Origin of the sequence: Mycobacterium sp. AT1 (genome assembly GCF_002043095.1) — a bacterium.
In the GTDB taxonomy this organism is placed as follows: domain Bacteria; phylum Actinomycetota; class Actinomycetes; order Mycobacteriales; family Mycobacteriaceae; genus Mycobacterium.
The window spans coordinates 1-22723 of record NZ_MVOC01000020.1 but is presented as its reverse complement, the minus strand read 5'-3'; the positions used below and the strand labels follow the sequence as shown (position 1 = coordinate 22723).

Genomic DNA, 22723 nt, shown 5'->3' with positions numbered 1-22723 from the left:
GCTCCTCAGAATTCGAACGGATCGGCAGGAGGTGCGTCGTCGTAGTCGATGACGACGCTCTTGACCTCCACGTACTCGCGCAGCGCGGCCAGGCCGTTCTCGCGGCCGAGCCCGCTCTGCTTGTAGCCGCCGTACGGCACCGTCCAGTGGGTAGGCCGAAAGGTGTTGACGCTGACCAGGCCTGCCTGCAGTTGGGCCGACACCCGGTGCGCCCGGGAGACGTCGTTGGTCCACAGACCCGCGACCAACCCGTAGGTGGTGTCGTTGGCGATCGCGACGGCCTCGTCCTCGTCGTCGAACGGGATGGCGGTCAGCACCGGGCCGAACACCTCTTCTCGCACCAGGCGCGAGGTGGCGTTGTCGAGCCCGGTGAACACGGTGGGGCGGACGAAGTAACCGCGGTCGAGATCCTCGGGCCGCCCGCCGCCGGCGCGGACCTCCCCACCCTCCCGCCGTCCCGTCTCGATGTAGGACAGCGTCTTCGCCAATTGCTCAGCCGAACTGTGCGGACCGATGTGGCTGGTCGGGTCCAGCGGCATGCCCACCCGGATCCGGTCGGCCCGCCGGGAGACCTCCGCGACGAATTGATCGAAGACCGAGCGCTGCACCAGAAGACGCGAACCGAGGGAACAGGATTGGCCCGTCGACCGGAATGCGCTATGGGTGGCGACGACGGCCGCCCGGTCGAGATCCGCATCGGCGAAGACCAGGTGCGGACTCTTCCCTCCGCACTCGAACGACACGCGCTTGAGCCCGTTGCTGGCCGCCCGCATGATCTGCTGGGCGGTGCCGTAGGACCCGGTGAAGGTCACCTTGTCGACGCCGTCGTGTCCGGCCAGATGCGCGCCCACCACCGAACCCCGACCGGCGACCACGTTGAGGACACCGTCCGGTAGACCCGCCTCACGGGCCAACGCGGCCAGGGCGAACGCCGAAACACTGGTGGTCTCGGCGGGTTTCAGTACCACGGTGTTGCCGGTGGCCAAGGCCGGGCCTAGTTTCCAGCCGTAGAGGCTGAGCGGACTGTTCCACGGTGTGATCGCGCCGATCACACCGACCGGCTCGAGGCGCGTGAACGCGTGCGCGGTCGGCTTGAACGGGATGACCGAACCCTCGATCTTGTCGGCGGCGCCCGCGTAGTAGCGAAGCCAATTTGCCGAGCGGCGAACCTCATTCGTGGTCTCGGCGAGGATCTTGCCGTTGTCTCGCGTCTCCAGCCAGCCGAGACGGTCGGCGTCGGCTTCCAGCAGGTCGCCGAGCCGGCGGATCGCGTCACCCCGCGCCGTCGCCGTCCATCGCGCCCACGGTCCGTGCAGCGCGGCCCTCGCCGAGGCCACGGCAGCATCGACGTCAGCAGCGGTGCCGTCGGGCACCTGAGCCCAGACCTCCTCGGTGGCCGGGTCGACGGAGTTCATCAGCCCGCCGGTGGACCGGACGAACTCGCCGCCGATGAATTGCCGATCGGTGCATGGCATCTGGTATTCGATCGCGGTTCCGGTCATGCGCCCGACACCTCGGTCTTGGCGGGCGCACCGAGCCGGTCGGTGTCGACGGCTCGGAGGTCGACGTTCTTGGTTTCCGGGCCCCAGAGCGCGCCGACGAGCAGTAGGACCCCGCCCACGACGTAGAGCACGACGGTCTCGTACGGGCGGCCGATCAGCCCGGTGAGCCAGTTCTCGTAGACCGCGTAGAAGGCGGGGATGATCACCGCGGCGCTGTAGGCCACGCCGTAACCGGTGGACCGGATTTCCGCCGGGAACCGTTCGGAGAGATAGGAACCCGTGCAGCCGAAGGCGCAGATCGAGGTGGTGACGAGCACGATCGCCAGGATGACGAAGCCGAGGTTCCCCTGGCCGGGATTGGACACGATCGCAATGTAGGCCAGCGGCGCCACGGTCGCACCCACCAAGCCGTTGATGGCCAGGAACCGACGGCGCCCAATCCGCTGGCTGAGCATCCCGGCCAAGGGATACAGGACGATGAGCGCGAGCTGGTAGAAGACGATGATGGTCGTGGCCCGACCCGGTGTCATCCCGTCCAGGCTGCGCAGCGTGCCGGGGAACGACGCACTGGTGGCATTCGACAACACCCACACCCCGCTCATCAGCACGAAGACCTGCCGAAGGCTGCGGGCGTTGCGACCGCGGAAGAGTTGGCGCAGCGGGCCGCCGTCTGCGGCGGTGACGTTCTCCGTGGCCGGTCCGTTGGTGGCGGCGGCCACCTTGGCGAAGGCCGGTGACTCGTCGACGCTGCGGTGGAAGTACCAGGCGAATACGAAGGTGGCGACGGCACCGAGGACGAAGGGCACCCGCCAGCCCCACTCGATGTAGGCCGCGATGCTGCCGTCGGGAGCCGCGGTGGCGGCGAGCAGTGCCGTGGTGATGGCCGAGGTGGCGCAGAATGCGATCGGGAAGCCCATGCTGATGAGCCCGCCGTACAACCCGCGGCGCTGGCGGGGCGCGGTCTCCATGGCCAGGGGTACGGCGCCGGTGTACTGGCCGCCCAGGAAGATGCCGGTGAGGAATCGCAAGCCGATCAGGAGCACCACCGCGGCGATGCCGATGGTGTCGTGCCCTGGCAGCAGGACGATCAGGGCCGTGCCGACGCCCGAGCCGACCATGGCCCACACGGTTGCCGGTTTGCGGCCCAGCCGATCGGCGATCGTGCCGAACAGGATCGACCCCAGTGGCCGCCCGAGGAGGGTGGCGGCGAACACGAGGCCGTTGATCAACGCCAACGTACCGACGTCGAGGTGGCGAGGAATGAAGTAGACGATGGCGGGCGCCAGCGCGATCACGGGGAGATAGATGTCGTAGCAGTCGATCGCGAAGCCGACCGAGGCGCCGAAGGTGGCCCGTCGGGACCGGTCGAGCTCCTCGGGCGACAGGTCGTCGCGGTCGGGAGCGTCGTTGCGGTCGGGGGTGGAGGACGCGGCCTGCGGGGTGTAACCCGGGCGGTTGTCGTTCACGAGGTGACCTCCTTCAGGCCGATGGTGTCGAGATCCAGCTGGTCGATCCAGCCGGCGAGCAGACCGTCGAAGTCGACGACCTCCTCCATGGGGTAGTGGCCGATTCCGTGCAGCACGGTGCATTCGGCGCCGTCGATGCCTGCGGCGGTCCGCTGCACCGAAGCCGGGTCCAGCCAGAAGTCGTCGTCACCGACGACCAACCGGACCGGACAGGTGATGTCGCCGAGCCGGTCCACGATGTCGTGGCGGGCCCAGCCGATCAGATCGTTGAGAGCGACCTGGGGGTCCTCACGGCGGTGCCGCGCCGCGATCCGCAACGCCTGCGCCTCCGGCACCGCGGAGCCGACGGCGGCGATGGTGCCGTAGTAGGTGCGGTCGGTACGGGACGGCGAGACACTGTCCTCCAGATTGCGGCGCAGCGAGCGCTCGTTCTGACCGTCGTTGACCGCGTCGGCAGCCATGCACACCGCGCCCGCCAGCTTCGTCGAGTAGGTCGTGGCGATGGACAGGGCGATCTTGCCGCCGATCGAACATCCCACGACGTAGGGGCGGACGAGTTCGAGCGCTTCGATCACCGCGATCACCCACTCCGCGTAACGACCGAGGTCGTCGCATGGTCCATCGATGGGTTCTTCGGAGTGCCCGTGTCCCGGCAGATCGGGGATCACCACGCGAAATCCCCGCTCGACGAGGCCGGGAATGCAGTCACGCCACTGCAATCCGCTCTGGCCCGCCGTGTGAATGAGCACCAGCACCCGGTCGTGCTCGTCGCCGAAGCTGGCGACGAACCCCGGGCGGCCGTCGATGTCGAGGTAGTGGGCACTTGAACGATGCGCAGCGCGGCTCACGCGTGCACCTCCCTTTCGGTCGGGGATGCCTGGCGGGCATCGCCGGGTGCGGTGGGCCACAGCTCCCGGCCGGCGTCCACCAGGAGGTGGAGTGCCTTGGTCAGCTGCAGGTAGGCGTAGGCATCACCGGTGGTGGCGAACTCGCCGCGGTTGGTGCGAATCACGAACTCGTTGCGGGGCGCCGCCAACAGCCCGCACCAGTGCGCGGGTTCAGCGTGCACGACGAAGGTCGGTCCCCGCGGCGTGCGCCGCGCGACCTCCAGGACCTGGCCCTTGTAGACGCGGAGCTGACTCTCGGTGGCGCCACTGGAGAGGCCGATGGTGCCGTCGAACAGCTGGGTCGCGTCGTGAAAGTCCGCGGTGTCCTCGAGTCGGGCGACGACGGCCGCGGTCCACTCGGGCGAGACCGGTAGGGCCCAGCTGGGATCGTCGGTGGCGTCCGCCCGCAGAGCGCGGACCACGACGGAGCTGGCGCCCCGCTGCACCACCACGCCGTCGGCGTCCTTGAGCCAGATGGTGCGAAAGACGATGCCCTGGGCCGTATTCGAGCGGCTGCGTCGCCACCCCGTGACGAGGGTTTCGTAGTGCACCGGCACACCGACCCGTAGTGGGGCGGTGAACTGCCAGTGCACGTCGAGCGCGCCGACGAGGCTGTCGCGGAGCACGCCGGCATCGAACACCGTGCCGTAGTAGCGCGCGATGGCGAGCGGCCCGTGGGCCACCGGCCCGACGGCGTCGCCGAGCCCCGGCGTATGCAGCGGATGCCGGTCACCGGACACCTCGCCGAAGGCGCGGAGATCGTGGTCGTCGAAACGGATCTCGTCGGACACGAAACGCTGCCCCGGCGCGAAGTCCTCGAGGAACAGACTGCTGCCCGTCATCGGTGGTCCTTTGGTCAGAGGATGATCTGCCCGAGCTGGCCTCGGTACACGAACGATCGTTCAGAAAGTGACGGTAGACACATCACTGCCGTCTCGTCAAGAGCGACCAACAATCGGCCCGATGGCAGCTCCATGCGGCGGAGGCACCCCAAACAGATGCGATTACTTGACCGATTACCCCTAATGTGTAATGGTCGTCACATGAACGATCGTTCTCCCGAATCCCGGTCGAGATTGCGCGATTCGCTCTTCGACGCGGCGCTGCAGGCCTTCGCGGAGTTCGGCTTCCGCGGCGCGTCGATGCGCAGGATTGCCGAGCGCGCCGGGATGTCGCTGTCGAATCTGTACAACTACGCGCCGTCGAAGGAAGACCTCCTCGTCCAGATCCTGCGCAAGGCGAACTACGACCACCTCTCCCACACCGAGTGGGCCATCTCGGGAGCCGAGGACTCGTCGCCTGCCAAGCTGTACGCGGGTGTGCGCGCCTACGTCGAATACGTCGTCGAGCACCCCTCAGAAGCGCTCATTGCGCACACCGAGGTCCGCTATCTCGATGCCGGCCACAGGGAACGCCTCGTCGTCGCGCGCGACCGCATCGACGCGATGCTGCGGGCGATCATCGACGCCGGGATCGAGGACGGGTCGTTCGCCACTCCCCACGGAGACGAGGCGACGCGCGCCATCCTCACCATGTGCGCAGGCGTCGCGCAGTGGTACCACTCCGACGGATCCCTGCCCGGCGACGCCATCGCTGAACGCTACGCACACCTCGCCCTCGCCCTCGTCACCGGCGACGGCGCCCTGCCCGACATCCCCTAGGAGCTGCCATGCCCTCGACCGACATCCGCCGAGAACCCACGACCATCTGGGCCGCCCTCGAACGGGTCGCCGACACCTGGCCCGACACGGTCGCACTGACGGACCTCACCGACACCCCCGGAACCGGCACGGACGCCGTGACCTTCGCCGAACTGCGCGACCGCACCGAGCGCACCTCGGCGAAACTCGTCGAGCTCGGCGTCGGCCGCGGCGACACCGTCGCAACGCTCGTGCCCACCTGCACGGAATGGGTGGAGACGTTCCTGGCCGTCGCCCGCATCGGCGCACTCCTGGTGCCGCTGAACACCCGCTACCGCACCGAGGAGCTGTCGCATCTCCTACGGCTGTCCGGAGCGCGAGTCCTGCTGACGGCCAGCGAGTTCGAGGGTGTCGACTTCGCCGACCGACTCGGCGAAATCGCCGTCCTGGCCGGGGACGACGCGGTGGGCGTGCGCCACGTCGTCAACGTGGCCGGTGACCCGGAGCGCCTTCCGGGTGCCTGGAACACCGTCCCCGTCGACGAGCTCACCGCGCACCAGCTGCCGCTTCCTCCCGCCGGAGCCGAGCCCGACGATCCGGTGATCGTCTTCGGCACCTCGGGCACCACCTCGGCGCCAAAACTCGCCGTGCACACCCACCACACCGTCACGGGCCAAGCCGCCGCCGTCGCCGAGCGACTCGACTTCGGACCGGGACCCGCTGGCCTGCAGGTACTTTCACTCTCGGGCACCTTCGGCTTCGTGCCCTTCCTCTCCGGACTGCTGGTCGGCAAGCCCGCCGTCCTGCTGCCCATCTTCAGACTCCCCCGGGTGCTCGACGCACTCGCCGACCACGACTGTGACCTACTCGTCGCGGCGGAGGGATCGCTGCGCGAGCTACTGGACGTCCTGACCGTCGACACTGCCGGCGGGCTGCGGCGGATGGTCACCGCGGGACTGGACATCCGTGACATCGTCGCCGCAGCGGACGCCGTCGGCATCGAAGCCGCCAACGTCTACGGCTCCAGCGAGATATTCGCGTTCGCCGCGACCACACCGCCGGGGGCCGACCTCGAGGCCCGCACCATCCCCGGCGGGCCGCTCACCGCACCCGGCATGGCGGCCCGCGTCCGTGATCCCCAGACCGGAGAGATCCTCCCGCACGGCGAGGTCGGCGACCTGGAGATTGGCGGGGACGTCCTGTTCGTCGAATACCTCCACAACACGGCGTCAACCGCTTCGTGCCGCACGTCGGATGGTTGGTTCCGCACCGGGGACAGCGCAAAGATGTTGGACGCACGTACCTTTCACTACCTCGCCCGCGCCAACGACACGCTGCGCATGGGCGGCTACACGGTATCGCCGGCCGACGTCGAATCCACAATCGAACAGCTCGACGCGGTGGCGCAGGCCCAGGTGGTCGGGGTACGCGACCCACGCTCGGGCAACGACCTGGGCGTCGCGTTCGTCCGCCCGCGGCCCGACGCGGCCCTGGAGGTCGCGGACGTAGTCGAGCACTGCCGCGCCAGGCTGGCCAGCTTCAAGGTGCCGGTCCACGTCGAGGTCGTCGAAAGCTACCCCACCATCCCGAGCGCCAACGGCGACAAGGTCCGTCGCGACGTCCTGCGCGACACCGCCGAGCGTCTGCTGGCCGGCACGGACCGGACCGTCAACACCAAGGAGCACGCCAGTGCCTGAACACACCCGCGGAACAACGGCAGTGCGGTCCGACATCGCGCACGCCACCGCCTCGACCGTCACCGTGCATGGTCTCGACCTCGTCGGAATGCTCGGCGAGGTGTCACTAGGCGACTTCGCCTACCTCGAACTGTTCGGGAGACTACCCGACCCGCGCGAGTCGCGGATGTTCAACGCCATCGTCGTCGCCCTCGTCGAACATGGCCTCACCCCGAGCGCTCTGGTCACCCGCCTCACCGCGCTCGGAGCACCTGAGTCGCTCCAAAGCGCCGTCGCAGCAGGGCTTCTCGGACTGGGAAACACCTTCGTCGGCACGATCGAGGGCGCCGCCAGGCTCTGCCAGACGCGGCTTCCCCAACCTCCCGAGGCGGGGGAGGACGGGCCCACCGACCACGAAGTGGAGCACATCGCGCGGAGCATCCTGGACGAGTCGAAGGCCGCGGGCACCTTGGTCCCCGGCCTGGGGCACCCCGTCCACAAGCCGGTGGATCCGCGGGCCGAGAAACTGTTCCACATCAGCGCCGAGCTCGGTCTCCCGCCGGCGCCGGTGCGGCTCATGCGCACCCTTTCCCGGCTGGCGAGCGAAGACCGGGGCCGGGAGCTACCCGTCAACGTCACCGGCGCCATCGGCGCTACGTGCTCGCAGCTCGGCGTGCCCTGGGAGGTGGCGCGCGGGCTCGGTGTCATGGGGCGCGCCATCGGGCTCGTCGGCCACCTCCTCGAGGAACGGCGAACGCCCATAGCCGCGACCGTGTGGGCCCGGGCGGAGCGCGAGGTCAACGACACGTCGACCTGACCACTGCGTTTGCCGACAGGGCAGTGACCTCGTCGGTGCGGTACGCCTCTTCGCAGACCGCATGGACGACAGCCGATGCCTCGGCGACGTCACGAAATTCCATCGCCTGCGCGGAGGTCATTGCGAGCGGCTTCTCGCAGACGGCGTGCTTGCCCGCCCGCAGCGTGGCGAGGGCCTCCTCGTGGTACATGTGGTTCGGCGAGCAGATTTGTACGTCGTCGATCGTCGACAGCGCAGGATGCATGGTCCGTGGGAACCGACGGTCAGCGTGCGCGACGGGGTCACCATAGGTCGCCCGGACGCCACTCACATGTCGATACCGAACTTCGGTCGGTCTCTTCAGCGTGCAATTGGTTGTCTAGCAGCATGATTCGACCAATGCCCGGCCGCGTTGGCGGTAGAACGGGACCGCGCCGCAGCAGGCGAGGTCCGTAGCGGTCAACGGTCCGGTGGTAGCGGTGAGCGATGCTGCGTGCGTCGTCTTGCCGCATGTTGATGATTGCGCTCGCGATAATGGCATGTCTCGTAGCGGCAATCATCTGCTCGAGTAGGTTCATGTCACCCTTGGGGTCCGCACGGTTCCCACCCAGATCGTCTGATAGCCCAGCTCTTCGAGTTGAGGCGCGTATTCGATGCGGCGCGCATCACCCAGTGCGGGATTGAGCCATGCTCCGTATGTGCCGAGCCGCTCGTGCGTGTCGGTTCATCGCGGCGCGGTGGTGCTGAAGATCGGCCAGCAGATCTCGGTTGCGGTGAACCGGCCCGGATCTGTGGGAGTGCCGCCGAGGTAGTGCTCACGGATGGGCCCCTGGCTGCTGATCAGATGCTCGTTGACGTAGATGCCCAGGGCCGCGTAACTGCGGTCGATGCCGTCGTGACCGCCCGCGTGGGTGAGCACCGCGAATTCTGCCCTGGGTAAGACCTCGGCGCGGACACCCTCGGGGGGATCTGCGGATGGTGGTGCTTCGACGAACATCGTTGCGCTGCCGCGCTGTTCGAGAAACAGTGCGCGGTCGTAGAGGCCGCCCGGCACCACCGCGGTCGGCGCGCCCGCTGCCATGGCGACGGCCCGGTGCAGCGTCCGCAGTGACGCCGTAAACCAGTCGTCGATCCCGGAAGTGTCGATGGTGGCGCTGACGGACCACACGGCGAGCGCCGGTTCGTGGCGCGATGTGACGTCGGTGGGAGTACGCACGGGGGATAGCAGTTCGCGCAGCGCGCCGACGGTGTCGCGAGTCTGCTGCAGCTGAGCCTCCATCTGTTCGAGATGAGTGGTGATGATGTCGGTGCGGGCCCCGGCGTCTTCGGTGCTCAGTAGCGCCTTGATGTCGGGAATGGACATGCCCAGCGATCGGAACCGGCGGATGATGTGGGCGTGATCGACCTGGCTGGTGTCGTAGAACCGGTAGCCGGTGTACGGATCGATGTGGGCGGGTTCGAGAATGCCGATGTCGTGGTAGTGGCGTAACGCCTTCCTACTCAGGCTGGTCATCACTGCGAAGTCTCCGATCGAGACCTGTGCGCCCATGGCGTCCTCCCCTGCGTTGGCATCGCCCACGTGATGGGACACGGCCATTCTCAAGCCTCCCCCTGGGGCAAGGTCAACATCCCGGCGGGAGTCAAACCGGGGGTTGACCTTCCCCCTACGGGAACTCTCACCGTGGTGTCATGACCAACACCACAGACTGGGATGCACTCCCAAAGACCGTCAGAACGTTCATGACTGCGCTCGATGCCCGTGAGGTGGACCAAGTGCTGGCCACAATCACCACCGATGCCGTGGTGACCGACGAAGGCCACGACTACAAGGGACACGACGAGATCGGGGCCTGGGTGGCCACCGCGGCCTCCGAGTACAGCTACACCACCGAGTTCACCGGTGCGACGACGACCGACTCAGGCGTCGACGTCGGACAGCACCTGGAGGGCGACTTCCCGGGCGGGGTCGCCGACCTGCACTACCGCTTCACCCTCGACGGCACTGTGATCAGCCGGGTGGTGATCGAACCATGACGCGACGTTGGTTCATCACCGGAGGCACCCCCGGCAACTTTGGGATGGCGTTCGCCGAGACCGCACTCGAGGCCGGCGACCGTGTGGTGCTCACCTCCCGGCGCCCGCAGGAACTGGCGTCGTGGGCCGAGCAGTACGGCGACCGCGTTCTCGTGGTCCCGCTGGAACTCACCGACGCCGCGCAGGTGCAGCGTGCGGTGCGCGCCGCAGAGGAGCACTTCGGTGGTATCGACGTGCTGGTCAACAACGCCGGCCGCGGCTGGTACGGATCGATCGAGGGAATGGACGAGTCCGCGTTGCGGGCGATGTTCGAGCTGAACTTCTTTGCAGTGCTGTCGACGACGCGTGCAGTGCTGCCGGGGATGCGCGCCCGCGGAAGCGGGTGGATCGTCAACGTCTCGTCGGTGGCCGGGCTTCTGGCTGCGCCCGGATTCGGCTACTACAGCGCGACGAAGTTCGCCATCGAAGCGATCACCGATACCCTGCGCGACGAGGTGGCTGCTCAGGGCATCTCCGTCTTGGCAGTCGAACCAGGTGCGTTTCGCACGAACGCCTACGCCGGCTTCGCCAACGAGCCTGTCACGGAGACGATCCCGGAGTATCACGACATGCTGGAGCAGGTCCGCGCCGCCTTCGTCGAAATGGACGGGACGCAACCCGGCGATCCGCACCGCGGTGCCCGTGCGGTGATCGCAGCGATGGCTCAAGATCCGCCGCCACGCCGGCTGGTTCTGGGCAATGGCGGCTACGACGCCGTCATCGATGCGCTGGAGCAGACCCTGGCCGACATTCGGGCCAACGAAAACCTCTCTGGCAGCGCCGATTTCCCCACCTGAATGTGCTGACTTACGCGGGTTCTGAAGGCCTGCCCTGGCCCGACGCCGGTGAGGTGCTCCGTCCGTCATGAAATTCGATGGTGGTACGGGACTGCCCGCGTCGATTCTGGGAACGAATAGAGATCCGGCGGACTAGCCGGTGAAACCCTCCCCGGCCGTCGAGCGGTCGTGGTGGCTGAAGGTCAGCGGGATGTGCTTGCCGCGGGCGATCTTGCTCAACATGGCAATCCGCTCGCGCGCGGCTGCGCCGCTCTTCTTTCTGCTCTCGCGGATGGGGTTGGACACCGGCAGCCGGTCGGCCACCATGGCGATGCCGACATTCAGCTTGGTGAGGGTGGCGAAGATGCGCACGCGTCTTTCGAAGTCGTAGCCCAACGGCTCAAAGAGCGTGCCCGCCACCATCGCCTCGATCTGCTGGTAACCGAACACGACTCCCGCGGGTGCCAGGGCGACGCTGGCCGTGATCTGGTTGGCATACCTCGCGACCACCTTCTTGACCACGCTTGGAAGCGCGTCCGTGAGGGTGGTCAGGTGCACGGGACCGGCGATGGCATCGACGAGTTGGGCCCGCCACGGTGATGGGTTACCACCCCGGGCGAGAACATAATTCAGCGATTTGATCAGCTCCAGACCGTTGGCCGAGTGGAGCGCTGCGGGAGCCCCCCACAGCCGCCCAGAGAACGACGAATACTCGGTGAGATCTTCGAGCTGTTGCTTGGTGAGCTTGCGGCCGAAGGCATGGTCGACGAGGCGCCCGAGCAACATGCCACTGCCAAACCCCAGCAACGATGTCACGGGAATGGGTTCACCGAACTTGAGATAGACGTCGTCACCCCACTTTTGGCGTAAGCCCTTACTCGCCAGAGCGTGCATCAACCGCACCCGCACCACGTCCTGGAACGCCTCCGATTGCCGATCGAAGATATCGGGCAGCGTGAATTCAGCGAAAACCCGAGCAGTCTCGATGAACCGGCGCGGACCGTCGTCGGCGAATCGGCCCGTGGCACCGGTGGCTGCGGAGATGTCGCCCGTCATCGCGGTCTCGTAGAACGCCCACCCGCGGATGATCGTCGTGGCGGCCCACGTGCTCGACATCGCCAGCATCCGGCCCCGTTCAGCGGCAACAAGATCGAACTGGGCGGGCAGCTGATCGAGGTGGTCGAAGAGATCGACGAATTCCTGCGGCGGGTCCCCGAGCGTGTCGATGCCCCGGGTCAGTGCCTGCTCGAAGAGCGCCCGACCCTGCTCATGGCCGAGGCGCTCGAACGCCTCGACCACGCCGATCATGAGTTCGTCGCGCTGCCAGAAATAGTCGTCTCGCAGGCGCGTTAGGTCGCTTGGTTGGAGCTCACCATCAACGTCGATCCACTCACCGAAGATGAACTCGCGCATGAAACGCCACTGGTCGGCGAAGTGGTCACGACCGGGCGGTATTGGACGCCACGGCCGGTCGGGATGGTCACGTCGATTGAAGTCGACGTCATCCAGGAGTATCTCCGGACGTTCACCAGTCACCGTCATGGGGCGACGTTATCGCGGGCGCGACCATCTGGCAACGCCCGTTGTCAGTTGTGCCGAGTCGGCCGCATCGGGCCGTCACCCATCCGGCGGTGGGATCGATGCAGCCGTTCAGGCGGCTGGCGGTCCCGGGCGGACAGGCCCCGACGGCGCCTCGCCGCCGCCTTGGTCTCCTGCAGGCCGCACGCGCTCACGCGGCGGCTAAGGCATTCTGAAAGGTCTAGCGTGGGCGCAATGGGTTTATTCAGCCACGAGGAGTTCCCGGACCCGGACGAGGGTGCTGCTGGCGGCGCTAGTGGTGGAGCCGTTGAGAGGGCTCGTGGTGCTGATGTTGACGTATTCGGGTCAGATCATCCGGTGGTCGTTGGTCCGGGGTTACCGCCCGAGGATGGTTCGTGCGGTCAGTTCGCCGTGCAATTTCACGTGTCGACGTCAATGCTGGTCGGGTTGAAACGTATTGCTGATATGCGCGGGGTCAGCGTGCCGGAGGTGTGCCGGCAGGTCATCGGTGTGTTTGTCGCCCAGCAGGAGGGCGAATTGGGTGCGTTGCTCGCTGCTGAGGCCGAAGTAGCGGACTACCGGCCGAGTTTGGGACGGCGACTATAGGGATGGGTCGAGGTGCCCTCAGCGGCCATGCTAGCGACCAGCACGCCGGGACAGGTCACGCCTGCAAGGATGGGTCGTCCAACAGGCGGTGGGTGCATTGCCGAAACCTCACCGCTTTCTTCCCGACGGAGAGGGAGAGGCGTTAACCGCGGCGTGATGTCGTTTTACCAGCTCAACACACGCGACGGCGATACTCGACGCCATGCCGGAACTGAACCACGTCCCTGCCAACACGCCGCCCGAGGAGATCTCCGACCTGCTGCGCCGCGACGGTTATGTGATCGTCGACGACCTCGCGTCGACCGAGCTGATGGACCGCATTGACGATGAACTCGCTCCGTACCTCGACGCCACCCCGCTCGGCTACAACGCGATGATCGGGCAGCGGACGCGTCGCACCGGTGCACTGGTGGCGCGGTCACCAGCGTGTCGCACGTTGATCCAGAACCCCACGATGATTGGCGTCTGCGCCGACTTCCTCGGACACGCGTCGGCCTTCCAGCTGATGCTCACGCAGGTGATTTCCATCGAACCCGGCGAGTCGGCCCAGGCACTGCACCGCGACCAGAACGCGTTCGACTTCTACCCCTTCCCCGACGACTACCACGTGCAGTGCAACACGCTGTGGGCGCTGTCGGACTACACCGCCGAAATGGGCGCCACCCGAGTCGTTCCCGGCAGCCAGGTCGGTGACAAGAAGCCGACCGACTATGGCGACGCGGAATGTCTGCAGGCCGAGATGTCTCGCGGTTCGGTGCTGATCTACACCGGCAAGATCGTGCACAGCGGCGCTGCCAATCGTTCCGATCAAATCCGGCGCGCGATCAATGTGAATTACTGCGTCGGCTGGGTGCGTCAGGAGGAGAACCAGTTCCTCTCCGTACCCATCGATGTCGCCCGAACCCTCGACGACGACCTGCTGAAGCTCATCGGCTATCAGGAGGGCGCCTGGGCGATGGACTACTTCCGGGATTTCGAGGATCCGCTGCGGGCCATCCGCGGTGACGCCGTCGAGTACGGCTTCGACGGCAGCCGCCTCACCGGTGCGGCGAACACGGCGTTCACCGACTCGCTCACGCACAGCGCGTAGCCGTCGTCCCTCAGTTCGTGGAGGGAGGGCGGGGTTCGTAACAACCGGCTCGCCAACACCGGCTGGATCTGGGCGTTCGCCGCCTCGGCCAACCACCCACCTGCGCGGGACCACTTCCGACACCGACGCGAAGCTGGTGACCGCCGCGCTCCGGCCACCCGCCACCTGTTCAACAAGCTACTTTGGTCTGCTCTACCACTGCCTCCAACAGCAGCAGACCTACGACGAGAACAAGGCGTTCAGGCCCACCGCCGTTGCAGCAGCATGAATACCGTTGTCATGCTTGACGGATCCGGTTGACGAGCTGGCTCGCGCCCGGCCCCGATAGCTCGCCAAGTCGTGCTGAGCGTCCCGACGCTGCGAGGAGCAGTGCCAGCGCCGGCCCTTCCACCAACGGTCCGTCGCCAATGGAGAACTCGACATCGGTCGCAGCCAGAGTGAGCCCCTTGAGACGCTCCTTGCCACCCGAGGACCGGTTGCCTAAGAGGTAGCAGACCGCTTCTGCAATCGACGTCGTCGGATAGGCGTGGTCGATGCCCAACGGGCGCCGGATGTCCTCCCCGTGAACCACGATCTCGATGACCCGGGTGATCAACGGAAGCGGCAGCGAGGCAACGCAATCCACGGCTGACCGAAGGGCCGTCAATGATGCTGAAGCGTCATGTTTGCGCGCCTGGGTCAGCTGTCTTTCGACGATTCGCTCGACGCTGAACCCTGCCCCGACGAACTCCCGGACGAAGCCGGTACGAGACAGCCCCGCCGTGGCTGCGAGATGCGCCACCACGTCACGGACGGCCCAACCGGCACACAACGACGGGGTTTCCCACTCCCTGTCAATCAGGCCGACCAGGTCGTCGACGAGCGCCCGACGCTCGGCATGCACCACAGGCCAGACAGATGAACTCACCCCACCCACACAGCGAGCAAATCACATCAGCCGTCGTGTATCACTCGAGAAGTCAGACATGTCCCGACTCGCTACTCGCCGACTTCAACACGTCTCCGGCTCGAAACCTTGACACTTAGCACCATCGGAGGTCTCGTCTCGCACGACGTGTCTCACATCTCACGGGCTCCCGCCGTCAGATTCTCACTCTCATGTCCAAATGGACATCAGGTGGACATTTCACCTGAGAAATGGACATCAAACTTGAGAAGCCAAACATCATGTGGTTTCTCAAGTTTCGTGTCCACTCGCGATCCCCAGAACTGCAGCAACACCGTCATTCTCAAGCGATGTGCACACCGAGAAATCTCACGTTCATGTCCACTCGTCTAAGCACGTGAATTCCCATCGCGCCGGGCCCAGTTCGCCCTGCCGATCCCCATCCGAGCTTCCGTCACGTGACGATAATGGCCTGTCGCGCCCGGCTGGCGTCCGAATGCTACTGCACATCAACGGTTTTCATGCTGAGTGACCGAGAATGTGTGCTCGCAGATTTTCTACGATGGCGAAGGCGGCTTTCTCATGTCCGTGGCGGATCCTAGAACCGCGCGGGCGCGCAACCGACGCCGAGCCCGCAGCCAGACAGCCATGGGACGTCATTGGGCACGCGTGCACGGAGCGGCCGGCGCTATCCTTCATTACGTCTGAATGCGTTGTTGCTCAATGGTTCCAGGACATATTGGCATCTCGTAGTGAGCCCCGGTCTAGCCATCCGAGAACTCGAGCCACTCGCCGACTGCGGTGAGATCGGCTTCGGTCAACCCTGACCTTGAATCGACACGATGGAGCAAAGCAGCCCCTCCGTGATGTGCGCTCACCCATGCGCGATCGATGTCAGAAATCTCGTCGTCAAGCCAAACGAAGCGCCGTCCCTCAGCAGCTGCGACCAGCGCCGCCGTCTTCCAGCCCACGGTGCCGATTGGATCCTGCAGCGGCGCTTCGGGCAGATCAGCCACCGGCAACGGTGGGAGCCCCAGCAACGGGGCGATCACCTCGTTGGCGTGGTGCATCCAGGCCGTGGCCCAGATCAAATCACAAGCCAGGCTCTGCAGACGTTGACCATGCGAGCGATCGACGCGCGGCAGCCGTGGGTTGCGGCGAGTCTGCCATTCCTGCCAATCGACAAGCGTCGCATCGAGCTTTTCTCCATAGTTGGGCAGTAGGGTGCCGTCCACGTCTAGGAACAACAGAGCACGGCTGACCACGGCCGCAATCTACCAAGCTCCGCCGGCCCTACCTCCGCGCAAGACACGGCAATTCGCTCGCTGCTAGCAATCAGCAGAGATTCGAAGTAGATCAGTTGCTGTCTGACGCGGCGACAATCGAGCCCTAGGCCCGACGCAGTGTCAGATGGACTGGGCGGTGATGCGCTCCAGGGCTCGGCGGCCCATGCGACTGAAGGCTGGATTGCTGTCGATGCACATTTGGTTCCTCGCCATGCCTTATGGGTGCTACGGGTTGAGCTTCGGAGCGTCTGACCTACCGGATTCTGCGGACACAGGCAGTGCTGTTGTCGCCGAAGTCTCGGTATCCCCAGCGCTGTTGGAGTAGCGCTCCCGTGAACGCCGGCTGGGCGGCGAGCACGTTGTGCTCGCCGCCCAGGTCGGTTGTTTGGCAATGACTCAGCAAGCTGCTGTCATAGTGAGATGCCCAGCCACGAGCCGATGCCGAAGGTGGCCAGAAACAGCATCGGGATGCATACGACGTCGACGAAGATTCCGGTTGCGATCATCTTCTTCATGGGAACGAACCCGGAGCCGTAGACGATTGCGTTGGGCGGTGTGGACACCGGCAGCATCGCCCCGGCGTTCGCGGCGAAGACACCGGCGATGGCGGGGATGATCGGATCCACCCCGATGGCGATTGCGATTGGGATGATGATCGGGACGACGATTCCGACGCTGGCGGTGTTGCTGGTGGTCTCCGAGATCAGCAACGCCATCACGATGGCGATGAGGCACAGAAGCCAGGTGGAGTTCACGCCGGTCGCGGAAGCCATTGCTTCACCGAGGGTTTCGGCGAGACCGGTCTTGTTCATCATGGCCCCGATGGTCAGCCCGACGCCGACGAGTACGACGGTGCCCCAGTCGATCTTGGTGGCTTCGGGCCAGGTGAGGGTCTTGGTGCCGCTGCCGTCGCCACGGGGCAGGAAGAACAGCAAGGCCGCGGTGAGCACGACGACGGAGCCCTCGTTGAGCCGGTCGCCGATGACGCCGATGACGCCGGTGTCCAGGCCCAGTGTGGTGGCCAGCGATGGCAGCACCCACAGCGTGACGGTGATGATGAAGACGACCAGAACGTTGCGTTCGCCGCGAGTCATCTTGCCTAGGTCGGCGTAGTGCTCACGGAAGTACTCCTGACCGCCTTCGATCCTTTTCACCTCGGGGCGGTTGACGACGACCAGAGCCACCCACATGACCGCCCCCATGACCAGCAGGTAGGGCCCGGACATCGCCACCCAGTCGAAGAGTTCGACCTTGTAGCCGGTCATGGTCTCGATGGTGCCGCGGCCGATGACGTTGGCGATACCGGTGATTGGCGTCAGGATGGACCCGATCGATGCGCCGTAGGCGATCGCCAACATCAGCAGGCAGGCGAACTTGGTGCGGTTGGTCTTGATGTCGGGGTTCTGCTTCTGGATCAGGTCACCGATGGTGTTGACGACGCCGATCCCGATGGGCAGCAGCATTGCCGCGGTCGCCGAGGCGGACACGAAGATCGACAGGACACAGGCGACGACGCCGAAGGCGCCGGCGGTGCGATAGGTGCTGTTGCCGATGCCGGGGAACGACAACACCTTCAGGGCAAACCGGTGGTCCAGGCCGTGGACGGTCATGGCGCGGGCCAGCAGGAAGGCGCCGATGACGAGGAAGACGGTGGCGGAGCCGAAGGCGCCGTATACCTCGGCCGGGGTGCCGACGCCGAGGATGACCATCGCGGCGATGCCGACCAGCGCGGTCACCGGGATGGGCACGGGTTCGGTGATCCACAGCAGGACCACGACGACCAGGACACCGAGCATGGCTTGCTGGTTGGGCGGCAGGTTCAGCGGTAGGAACAGGATCAGCGCGAGCAGCGGTAGCGCGGCGATGAGGCCGATGCGGCCGCGGATGAAGTCGAAGCGTTCCTCGGCGGCGAGTTTGGGCGCTTCCTCCTCGGCGCGGGGCTTGGTCAGGGTGCTCATCGCGGGGTTCCTTCGGTGGTGGTCGCCAGGTCGGCGAAGGGGATTGTGGCGGTGCGAGGTGCGTTGACGTCGTTCCACGTGCGGACCGATTGGGCGACAATCGATTTGGCTTCACCCAGATAGTCGTCGGCGGTGATGAGCGGTTCGGGCAGCAGATGGCTCACACCTTTCCCGGCCGCGACGTCGACCAAGGTGCGGGCAAGGATGCTGCGCTGAGCACGTGCTCGGGTGGCGGCCTCGTACACCAGGTCGTGGGCGACTTCACGGCCGAGCGCATCGGCGAGTTGGATCATCTGCGCTTCGGCCATGACCAGTCCCCCGTCGAGGTCGAGGTTGGCGCGCATGCGGTCGGCGTCGACGCGTAGGCCGTCGACGATCACCACCGCCTCCGACAATGCGCTTCCGGCGAGCAGACCGAGTTGGGGGATGACGTGCCATTCGATCTGCCATTCCCCGGCCGCGCGTTCGTGGCCGGCCTCCTGAATGCGCGGAAGCGAGGACGCCAATGCACCTGCCACGCCGGACAGTCCGATGATGGCTTCCGAGGAGATGGGGTTGACCTTCTGCGGCATCGTCGACGAGGCGCCCCGATGGCTGCTGTAGGGCTCGAAGGCTTCGCCGATTTCGGTGCGGGACAGGTCGACGATGTTGCGGGCGAGCTTGGCGCAGGTGGCAGCGATGGTCGCGCACAGCCAGCCGTACTCGGCGAGTCCATCGCGGTCGACGTGCCAGGGCACGTCGGTGTTCTCCAAGCCCAGGATCTCGGCGACCCGTCCTCGCAGTTCGATCGACCGTGGGCCATAGGCGGCCGAGGTTCCGCCGGCGCCGAACATCGAGATCACCGCGACCCGCGGGAGTGCATCGCGCAGTCGATCGCGTTGGCGGGTGACCTGACCCAGCAGCGTCGCGAGCGTGGCGCCGAAGGTGGTGGGCACTGCCTGTTGGGCGTGGGTGCGGCCGGGCATGACGGTCGCGGCATGGGATTCCGCTTGGCGGGCCAGGGCATCGCCGAGGGCTTCCAGGCGCCCGTCGAGGGAGAGCATCGATCGTTGCAGCTGCAGAGCTAGGGCGGTGTCCATGATGTCTTGGGTGGTGGCGCCGTAGTGCACGCGACCATTGGGACCGTCCGGCAGGGCCGCGGCGATCTGACGGACCAAACCCAAGATCGGGTAGCCGACGTTCTTGGTCGACACCCACAGCGCGTCGCGGTCGATCGTGGATAGCTGAGCTGCAGAGATGATCGCCGCGGCATCGGTGGGATCGATCAGGCCCAGCTCGCCCTGAGCGAGGGCAAGGGCCCGTTCGGCGGCCAACCAGCCCTCGATACAGGAGTCCGCGGAGAAGATGTCCAGCTGATCGGCGTCGCCGGCGAGGTGGGTGAGCATGGAAAACAGTGCCTGCGGCGCGGAGGCCCGTGGGTGGGGTTCGGTCGTCATTTCGGGCGTCCTGTCCGTTAGATGTGATGTGGGACCCAGAGGTGGCGCGTCTGTGGTCAAGATCATGTGGAATCGGTTCCATATGAATGGTGCTCTCGATTCCTGAAAATTGTCAACCCCCGACTTTCGATCACGATCGACCACCGAAAGGCCCATTAGTGTGAGCACTGTGGCGAAGCTCCGGGATGTGGCCGAGCGGGCAGGCGTCGGCGTCGGTACCGCGTCGAGGGCTATGAGTGGCCGCGGTTACGTCGAGGCTGAGACCCGGCAGCGAATCATGGCCGCAGCCGACGAGCTAGGTTACCGGCCCAACTCGGTCGCCCGTGCGTTGCGCGAATCCAAGACGCGGGTGGTCGGCCTTCTACTACCGGATCTAGCCAATGAGTTCTACACCGAATCTGCCGCGATGTTGCAACACGTCCTCGCCGAAGCCGATTTCGACCTGATCGTCAGCGCCAGCGGCAACGATCCTGCAGTCGAGGCCCGCGGCCTGCAGTCACTGCTGGATAGGCGCGTCGACGGCATCATTCACGTTCCGGTCAATCCTCAAGCGGCCGTGCCGAAATCGGTGCCCGTGGTCCAACTCAACAGGCATTCAATGCCGCTGCAAGTCGATGCGTTCGTTGCCGACGACGCGTTCGGCATCGGCGAACTCACCCGACTCGCGCTGGAGGCGGGGCACGCGGACATCGCCTTCATCGGCGGAGCTCCGGTCCACAGCACCAGCGCCGAGCGCCTCAATGCATTCCGCTCCGGAGTGCTTGCAGCAGGACTGGTTGAGAACTCCACCAGCGCACCCCGATTCCGCATTCTTGCTGGGGAATTCACCTCTCAGTGGGGCCGCGACGCACTGCACAGCCTGCACGCAGACCCTCCCACAGTGATCGTTGCTGCAAGCAGCCGCATCGCCCTCGGCGTTCTGCATGCCTGCCGCGATCTGCAGATCTCAGTGTCCGCGCAGCTGTCCCTCGTCGCACACGGCAACCCCGAATGGTACGAGGCGTTCTCGCCCGCAATCACCTGCTACGCACCACCATTGGCAGAAATCGGTCGTGCCGCCGCCACTGCGATCCTGAACCACATCGGCGAACCAACCGACCGCCTCAGGACCACGGCGCCCACTGTGACCAAACTTCACGGGGACATCCGCATACGGGGATCACTCGTCGAACCCCTTCGATAGGCGCACAGGGGTAGTACGCGTACAGCGTTACGACGCTCGATAACTTCTTACCCCGATGTCCACTCGACCCTTGCGGAATCCACTCCCGGACGTTTCGTCACATGAGGCCCGAGATATCAGCATGAGGGTCTCTCAACTGTGAAGGACACGATGTCGATGCGTGGCCTCCGCCTTCCGAAGTCAATTCATTCGGCCGGGATGCTTGGTGCGCTCGCCGCGCCGTCAGTACGCAACCTCAAAGCCGCCCGTTAACTGGTCGAACCTGAGCACGGGCGGCCCAGTGAACCCTAGTTCGCCACGGCTACCCGAGCACGGCGATGTCGGTAGCTTTCGAAGGCCACCAAGACCGCATGCAGAGGCCCCCACTCGCACGGCATGTAGTCGCGCGCACGCACCAAACGCCCAGCTAATTCAGGTGATTTGGTATGAAGGATCTGGCGTGCACGGCGCGCGTGGAATGTGTTCGATGCGATCTTGATCACCGGGCTATCGGCCATCAACGGTACCGATCTCGCGATGTTCTCGACAGTGGTCCTGGACTGGTCCTCCACGACGACATTGCTGACCGGCACACCAAGCTCGTGCACCACGTAGTCGGCCATCATCTGAGCCTCGGGAATCTGACCGCGCACGGCCCCGCCGGAGAATATGAAGCGAGCACGGTCAGGGTCGGTGGAACGCACCGCAATGCGAACGCGCCAACGCTGCAAGATCGGGAGCGGACATCCCAACACCAACACCGTTTCCCCAGGGGCGATGCAACGCGGATCGGTAGCTCCGACCGGAAGAGCCTCTCTAGAGACCTTCCACGTCACCCATTCAGCCCATCCCAACACCACGATCAGCAAGGCCACCGCAATCGCCCTCGCCCAACGGCCACCCACACGCATCGACCCATTCGATCACGATCACCGAGCGCAGGCAGCCGCCAAACACCGCGCCGTCGCCCATTACTGGAGAAACGGGATCGATCACATCGTGTCTCGCCAGGGACGCACTCAGTTGGTCGGGTACTCCACAAAGTCGTAGACGTAGGCCCGCTCGCCCTTGCCGCTGAGCCACGCGCCCGTCGGGGGAAGATCGCCAAAACCGGCATCGTCGACCGGCCGTGACAGAACCCGGCCGTCAGGATCGACAACGCACCAGCCGAACTCGGGTAGCCGCCGACAGTAGACGGCGAAATCTGTACGGCGATAAGAGGGATAAGCAGACTTTGAGTCTTCTTCAAGAACGAAGTCATAGCTCCGTCCGTCCCCACGCCGAATAAAACGCCACGCCATCAGGCCAGAGTAGGAGGGCTGCTGCGGCGAGGGCCAGCGGTGTCTCATTTGTAGAGAAACGAGACACCCTCCGGGGCGCCACTCCCCCACCGTGTAATACCAGGTCGCCCTGTCTCGTTTCTTGTCTCGCACGACGTGTCTCACATCTCACGGACTCCCCGCCGTCAGATTCTCACTTTGATGTCAATTGGACATCAACCTTGAGAAGCCACATGTCATGTGGCTTCTCAAGTTTCATGTCCACCGGCGCCTTCCTGACCAGCTGCGTCGCCCGCGATCTCACGCGATGTCCACCCCGCGAATTCTCACTTTTCATGTCCACTTCAACAATGCCTCAAATGCGAGCCCAAGAACCGCCAAAGCTCATGCCCTGCAACACCACTTCGATTCGTCACAGTGATGCAACACCGAGATCATCGCGGGAATGCGCGCTGAAATCAGACGAAATATGCGTGACGACAACCGTTTACGATTGCACAAGATAACAGCCTGCGGTGCTTCGCATCCTTGCACGAAGACGACTTGCGGGTGATCGCGCCGACGCCTGCATTGGCCGTCGGACCTACACCTGAACCAGCAGGGCGACGAGATCATGCCATTGTTTCCGTTGGCCTCTCAGTGTTGCTACAGCGCGGCGTTGATC

At 65.5% G+C, this 22723-nt stretch carries 21 protein-coding genes; 8 read left to right on the top strand and 13 right to left on the bottom strand.

Translation table 11 applies throughout. The annotated features are described in order from the left end of the window. Window positions 1-5 precede the first annotated feature (5 nt). The 4 genes from B1790_RS10595 to B1790_RS10580 are packed head-to-tail and all read right to left on the bottom strand — an operon-like array spanning window position 6 to window position 4697. Window positions 6-1502, bottom strand: a complete 1497-nt coding sequence (locus tag B1790_RS10595; RefSeq protein WP_233165054.1) for an aldehyde dehydrogenase — start codon at window positions 1500-1502, stop codon at window positions 6-8. Then, entirely contained in the window at window positions 1499-2968 is a 1470-nt protein-coding gene (locus tag B1790_RS10590; RefSeq protein WP_158083807.1) for an MFS transporter, read from the bottom strand. The genes B1790_RS10595 and B1790_RS10590 overlap by 4 nt, the downstream gene beginning before the upstream one ends. Then, complete coding sequence (locus tag B1790_RS10585; RefSeq protein ID WP_079923195.1) at window positions 2965-3816, bottom strand: alpha/beta fold hydrolase; 852 nt, start codon at window positions 3814-3816, stop codon at window positions 2965-2967. The genes B1790_RS10590 and B1790_RS10585 overlap by 4 nt, the downstream gene beginning before the upstream one ends. Next, entirely contained in the window at window positions 3813-4697 is an 885-nt protein-coding gene (locus tag B1790_RS10580; RefSeq protein ID WP_158083806.1) for a hypothetical protein, read from the bottom strand. Before B1790_RS10580 ends, B1790_RS10585 begins: the two co-directional genes overlap by 4 nt. Before the next feature lie 201 nt (window positions 4698-4898). Here B1790_RS10580 and B1790_RS10575 point away from each other — a divergent pair, with 201 nt between their 5' ends. Genes B1790_RS10575 through B1790_RS10565 form a run of 3 tightly spaced genes read left to right on the top strand, consistent with a single transcriptional unit; the run spans window position 4899 to window position 7988 of the window. Next, entirely contained in the window at window positions 4899-5516 is a 618-nt protein-coding gene (locus B1790_RS10575) for a TetR family transcriptional regulator (protein ID WP_158083805.1), read from the top strand. A gap of 8 nt (window positions 5517-5524) precedes the next feature. Next, window positions 5525-7192: an AMP-binding protein gene (locus tag B1790_RS10570; protein ID WP_079923174.1), complete on the top strand. Its 1668-nt coding sequence runs from the start codon at window positions 5525-5527 to the stop codon at window positions 7190-7192. Further along, window positions 7185-7988 (top strand): citryl-CoA lyase, encoded by an 804-nt coding sequence (locus B1790_RS10565; protein ID WP_198951975.1) that lies wholly within the window; start codon window positions 7185-7187, stop codon window positions 7986-7988. Before B1790_RS10570 ends, B1790_RS10565 begins: the two co-directional genes overlap by 8 nt. Here the strand turns inward: B1790_RS10565 and B1790_RS10560 are convergent. Continuing rightward, entirely contained in the window at window positions 7969-8232 is a 264-nt protein-coding gene (locus tag B1790_RS10560) for a Gfo/Idh/MocA family oxidoreductase (RefSeq protein ID WP_142271235.1), read from the bottom strand. The two genes, B1790_RS10565 and B1790_RS10560, sit on opposite strands and share 20 nt — an antisense overlap. A gap of 459 nt (window positions 8233-8691) precedes the next feature. Beyond that, window positions 8692-9516 (bottom strand): MerR family transcriptional regulator, encoded by an 825-nt coding sequence (locus B1790_RS10555; protein WP_079923194.1) that lies wholly within the window; start codon window positions 9514-9516, stop codon window positions 8692-8694. A 140-nt stretch (window positions 9517-9656) separates the two neighbouring features. On the opposite strand from B1790_RS10555, the gene B1790_RS10550 reads away from it, so the two are divergent. Together B1790_RS10550 and B1790_RS10545 are read left to right on the top strand one after the other, a co-directional pair. Continuing rightward, window positions 9657-10001, top strand: coding sequence for a nuclear transport factor 2 family protein (locus B1790_RS10550; RefSeq protein WP_079923171.1), 345 nt, complete (start codon window positions 9657-9659; stop codon window positions 9999-10001). Further along, complete coding sequence (locus tag B1790_RS10545; RefSeq protein WP_079923170.1) at window positions 9998-10837, top strand: SDR family NAD(P)-dependent oxidoreductase; 840 nt, start codon at window positions 9998-10000, stop codon at window positions 10835-10837. The genes B1790_RS10550 and B1790_RS10545 overlap by 4 nt, the downstream gene beginning before the upstream one ends. Before the next feature lie 132 nt (window positions 10838-10969). On the opposite strand, the gene B1790_RS10540 is transcribed toward B1790_RS10545, so the two are convergent. Next, window positions 10970-12358: an oxygenase MpaB family protein gene (locus tag B1790_RS10540; RefSeq protein WP_079923169.1), complete on the bottom strand. Its 1389-nt coding sequence runs from the start codon at window positions 12356-12358 to the stop codon at window positions 10970-10972. A 231-nt stretch (window positions 12359-12589) separates the two neighbouring features. Between B1790_RS10540 and B1790_RS10535 the strand changes: the two genes are divergently transcribed. Next, window positions 12590-12961: a hypothetical protein gene (locus B1790_RS10535; RefSeq protein WP_233165053.1), complete on the top strand. Its 372-nt coding sequence runs from the start codon at window positions 12590-12592 to the stop codon at window positions 12959-12961. 202 nt (window positions 12962-13163) lie between these two features. Beyond that, on the top strand, window positions 13164-14051 hold the full coding sequence (locus B1790_RS10530; protein ID WP_079923167.1) for a phytanoyl-CoA dioxygenase family protein: 888 nt from the start codon (window positions 13164-13166) through the stop codon (window positions 14049-14051). Window positions 14052-14328: 277 nt separating this feature from the next. Here B1790_RS10530 and B1790_RS10525 read toward each other — a convergent pair whose 3' ends face one another. From B1790_RS10525 to B1790_RS10505, 4 genes are all read right to left on the bottom strand, one after another. Beyond that, on the bottom strand, window positions 14329-14958 hold the full coding sequence (locus B1790_RS10525; protein ID WP_158083804.1) for a maleylpyruvate isomerase family mycothiol-dependent enzyme: 630 nt from the start codon (window positions 14956-14958) through the stop codon (window positions 14329-14331). Window positions 14959-15701: 743 nt separating this feature from the next. After that, window positions 15702-16202, bottom strand: coding sequence for an HAD domain-containing protein (locus B1790_RS10520; protein ID WP_198951974.1), 501 nt, complete (start codon window positions 16200-16202; stop codon window positions 15702-15704). Between the two features lie 431 nt (window positions 16203-16633). After that, entirely contained in the window at window positions 16634-18181 is a 1548-nt protein-coding gene (locus B1790_RS10510; RefSeq protein WP_079923163.1) for a DASS family sodium-coupled anion symporter, read from the bottom strand. Further along, window positions 18178-19617, bottom strand: coding sequence for an adenylosuccinate lyase family protein (locus tag B1790_RS10505; protein WP_233165052.1), 1440 nt, complete (start codon window positions 19615-19617; stop codon window positions 18178-18180). Before B1790_RS10505 ends, B1790_RS10510 begins: the two co-directional genes overlap by 4 nt. A gap of 160 nt (window positions 19618-19777) precedes the next feature. Here B1790_RS10505 and B1790_RS10500 point away from each other — a divergent pair, with 160 nt between their 5' ends. Continuing rightward, window positions 19778-20800 carry a LacI family DNA-binding transcriptional regulator gene (locus B1790_RS10500; protein WP_369832330.1) on the top strand — a complete coding sequence of 341 codons (1023 nt, stop codon included), beginning with the start codon at window positions 19778-19780 and terminating at the stop codon, window positions 20798-20800. A gap of 287 nt (window positions 20801-21087) precedes the next feature. Here the strand turns inward: B1790_RS10500 and B1790_RS10495 are convergent, their stop codons facing one another. Continuing rightward, window positions 21088-21654 carry a YdcF family protein gene (locus tag B1790_RS10495; RefSeq protein ID WP_158083803.1) on the bottom strand — a complete coding sequence of 189 codons (567 nt, stop codon included), beginning with the start codon at window positions 21652-21654 and terminating at the stop codon, window positions 21088-21090. Between the two features lie 144 nt (window positions 21655-21798). Beyond that, window positions 21799-22080 carry a hypothetical protein gene (locus tag B1790_RS34255; RefSeq protein WP_142271234.1) on the bottom strand — a complete coding sequence of 94 codons (282 nt, stop codon included), beginning with the start codon at window positions 22078-22080 and terminating at the stop codon, window positions 21799-21801. Window positions 22081-22723 lie beyond the last annotated feature (643 nt).

Bases quoted from the DNA above. Each gene is read 5' to 3' on its own strand.
- B1790_RS10560 (WP_142271235.1), bottom strand. From the start codon at position 8,232: ATGCATCCTGCGCTGTCGACGATCGACGACGTACAAATCTGCTCGCCG.
- B1790_RS10510 (WP_079923163.1), bottom strand. From the start codon at position 18,181: ATGAGCACCCTGACCAAGCCCCGCGCCGAGGAGGAAGCGCCCAAACTC.
- B1790_RS10580 (WP_158083806.1), bottom strand. From the start codon at position 4,697: ATGACGGGCAGCAGTCTGTTCCTCGAGGACTTCGCGCCGGGGCAGCGT.
- B1790_RS10540 (WP_079923169.1), bottom strand. From the start codon at position 12,358: ATGACGGTGACTGGTGAACGTCCGGAGATACTCCTGGATGACGTCGAC.
- B1790_RS34255 (WP_142271234.1), bottom strand. From the start codon at position 22,080: ATGGCGTGGCGTTTTATTCGGCGTGGGGACGGACGGAGCTATGACTTC.
- B1790_RS10535 (WP_233165053.1), top strand. From the start codon at position 12,590: ATGGGTTTATTCAGCCACGAGGAGTTCCCGGACCCGGACGAGGGTGCT.
- B1790_RS10575 (WP_158083805.1), top strand. From the start codon at position 4,899: ATGAACGATCGTTCTCCCGAATCCCGGTCGAGATTGCGCGATTCGCTC.
- B1790_RS10530 (WP_079923167.1), top strand. From the start codon at position 13,164: ATGCCGGAACTGAACCACGTCCCTGCCAACACGCCGCCCGAGGAGATC.
- B1790_RS10595 (WP_233165054.1), bottom strand. From the start codon at position 1,502: ATGACCGGAACCGCGATCGAATACCAGATGCCATGCACCGATCGGCAA.
- B1790_RS10550 (WP_079923171.1), top strand. From the start codon at position 9,657: ATGACCAACACCACAGACTGGGATGCACTCCCAAAGACCGTCAGAACG.
- B1790_RS10505 (WP_233165052.1), bottom strand. From the start codon at position 19,617: ATGACGACCGAACCCCACCCACGGGCCTCCGCGCCGCAGGCACTGTTT.
- B1790_RS10555 (WP_079923194.1), bottom strand. From the start codon at position 9,516: ATGGGCGCACAGGTCTCGATCGGAGACTTCGCAGTGATGACCAGCCTG.
- B1790_RS10570 (WP_079923174.1), top strand. From the start codon at position 5,525: ATGCCCTCGACCGACATCCGCCGAGAACCCACGACCATCTGGGCCGCC.
- B1790_RS10545 (WP_079923170.1), top strand. From the start codon at position 9,998: ATGACGCGACGTTGGTTCATCACCGGAGGCACCCCCGGCAACTTTGGG.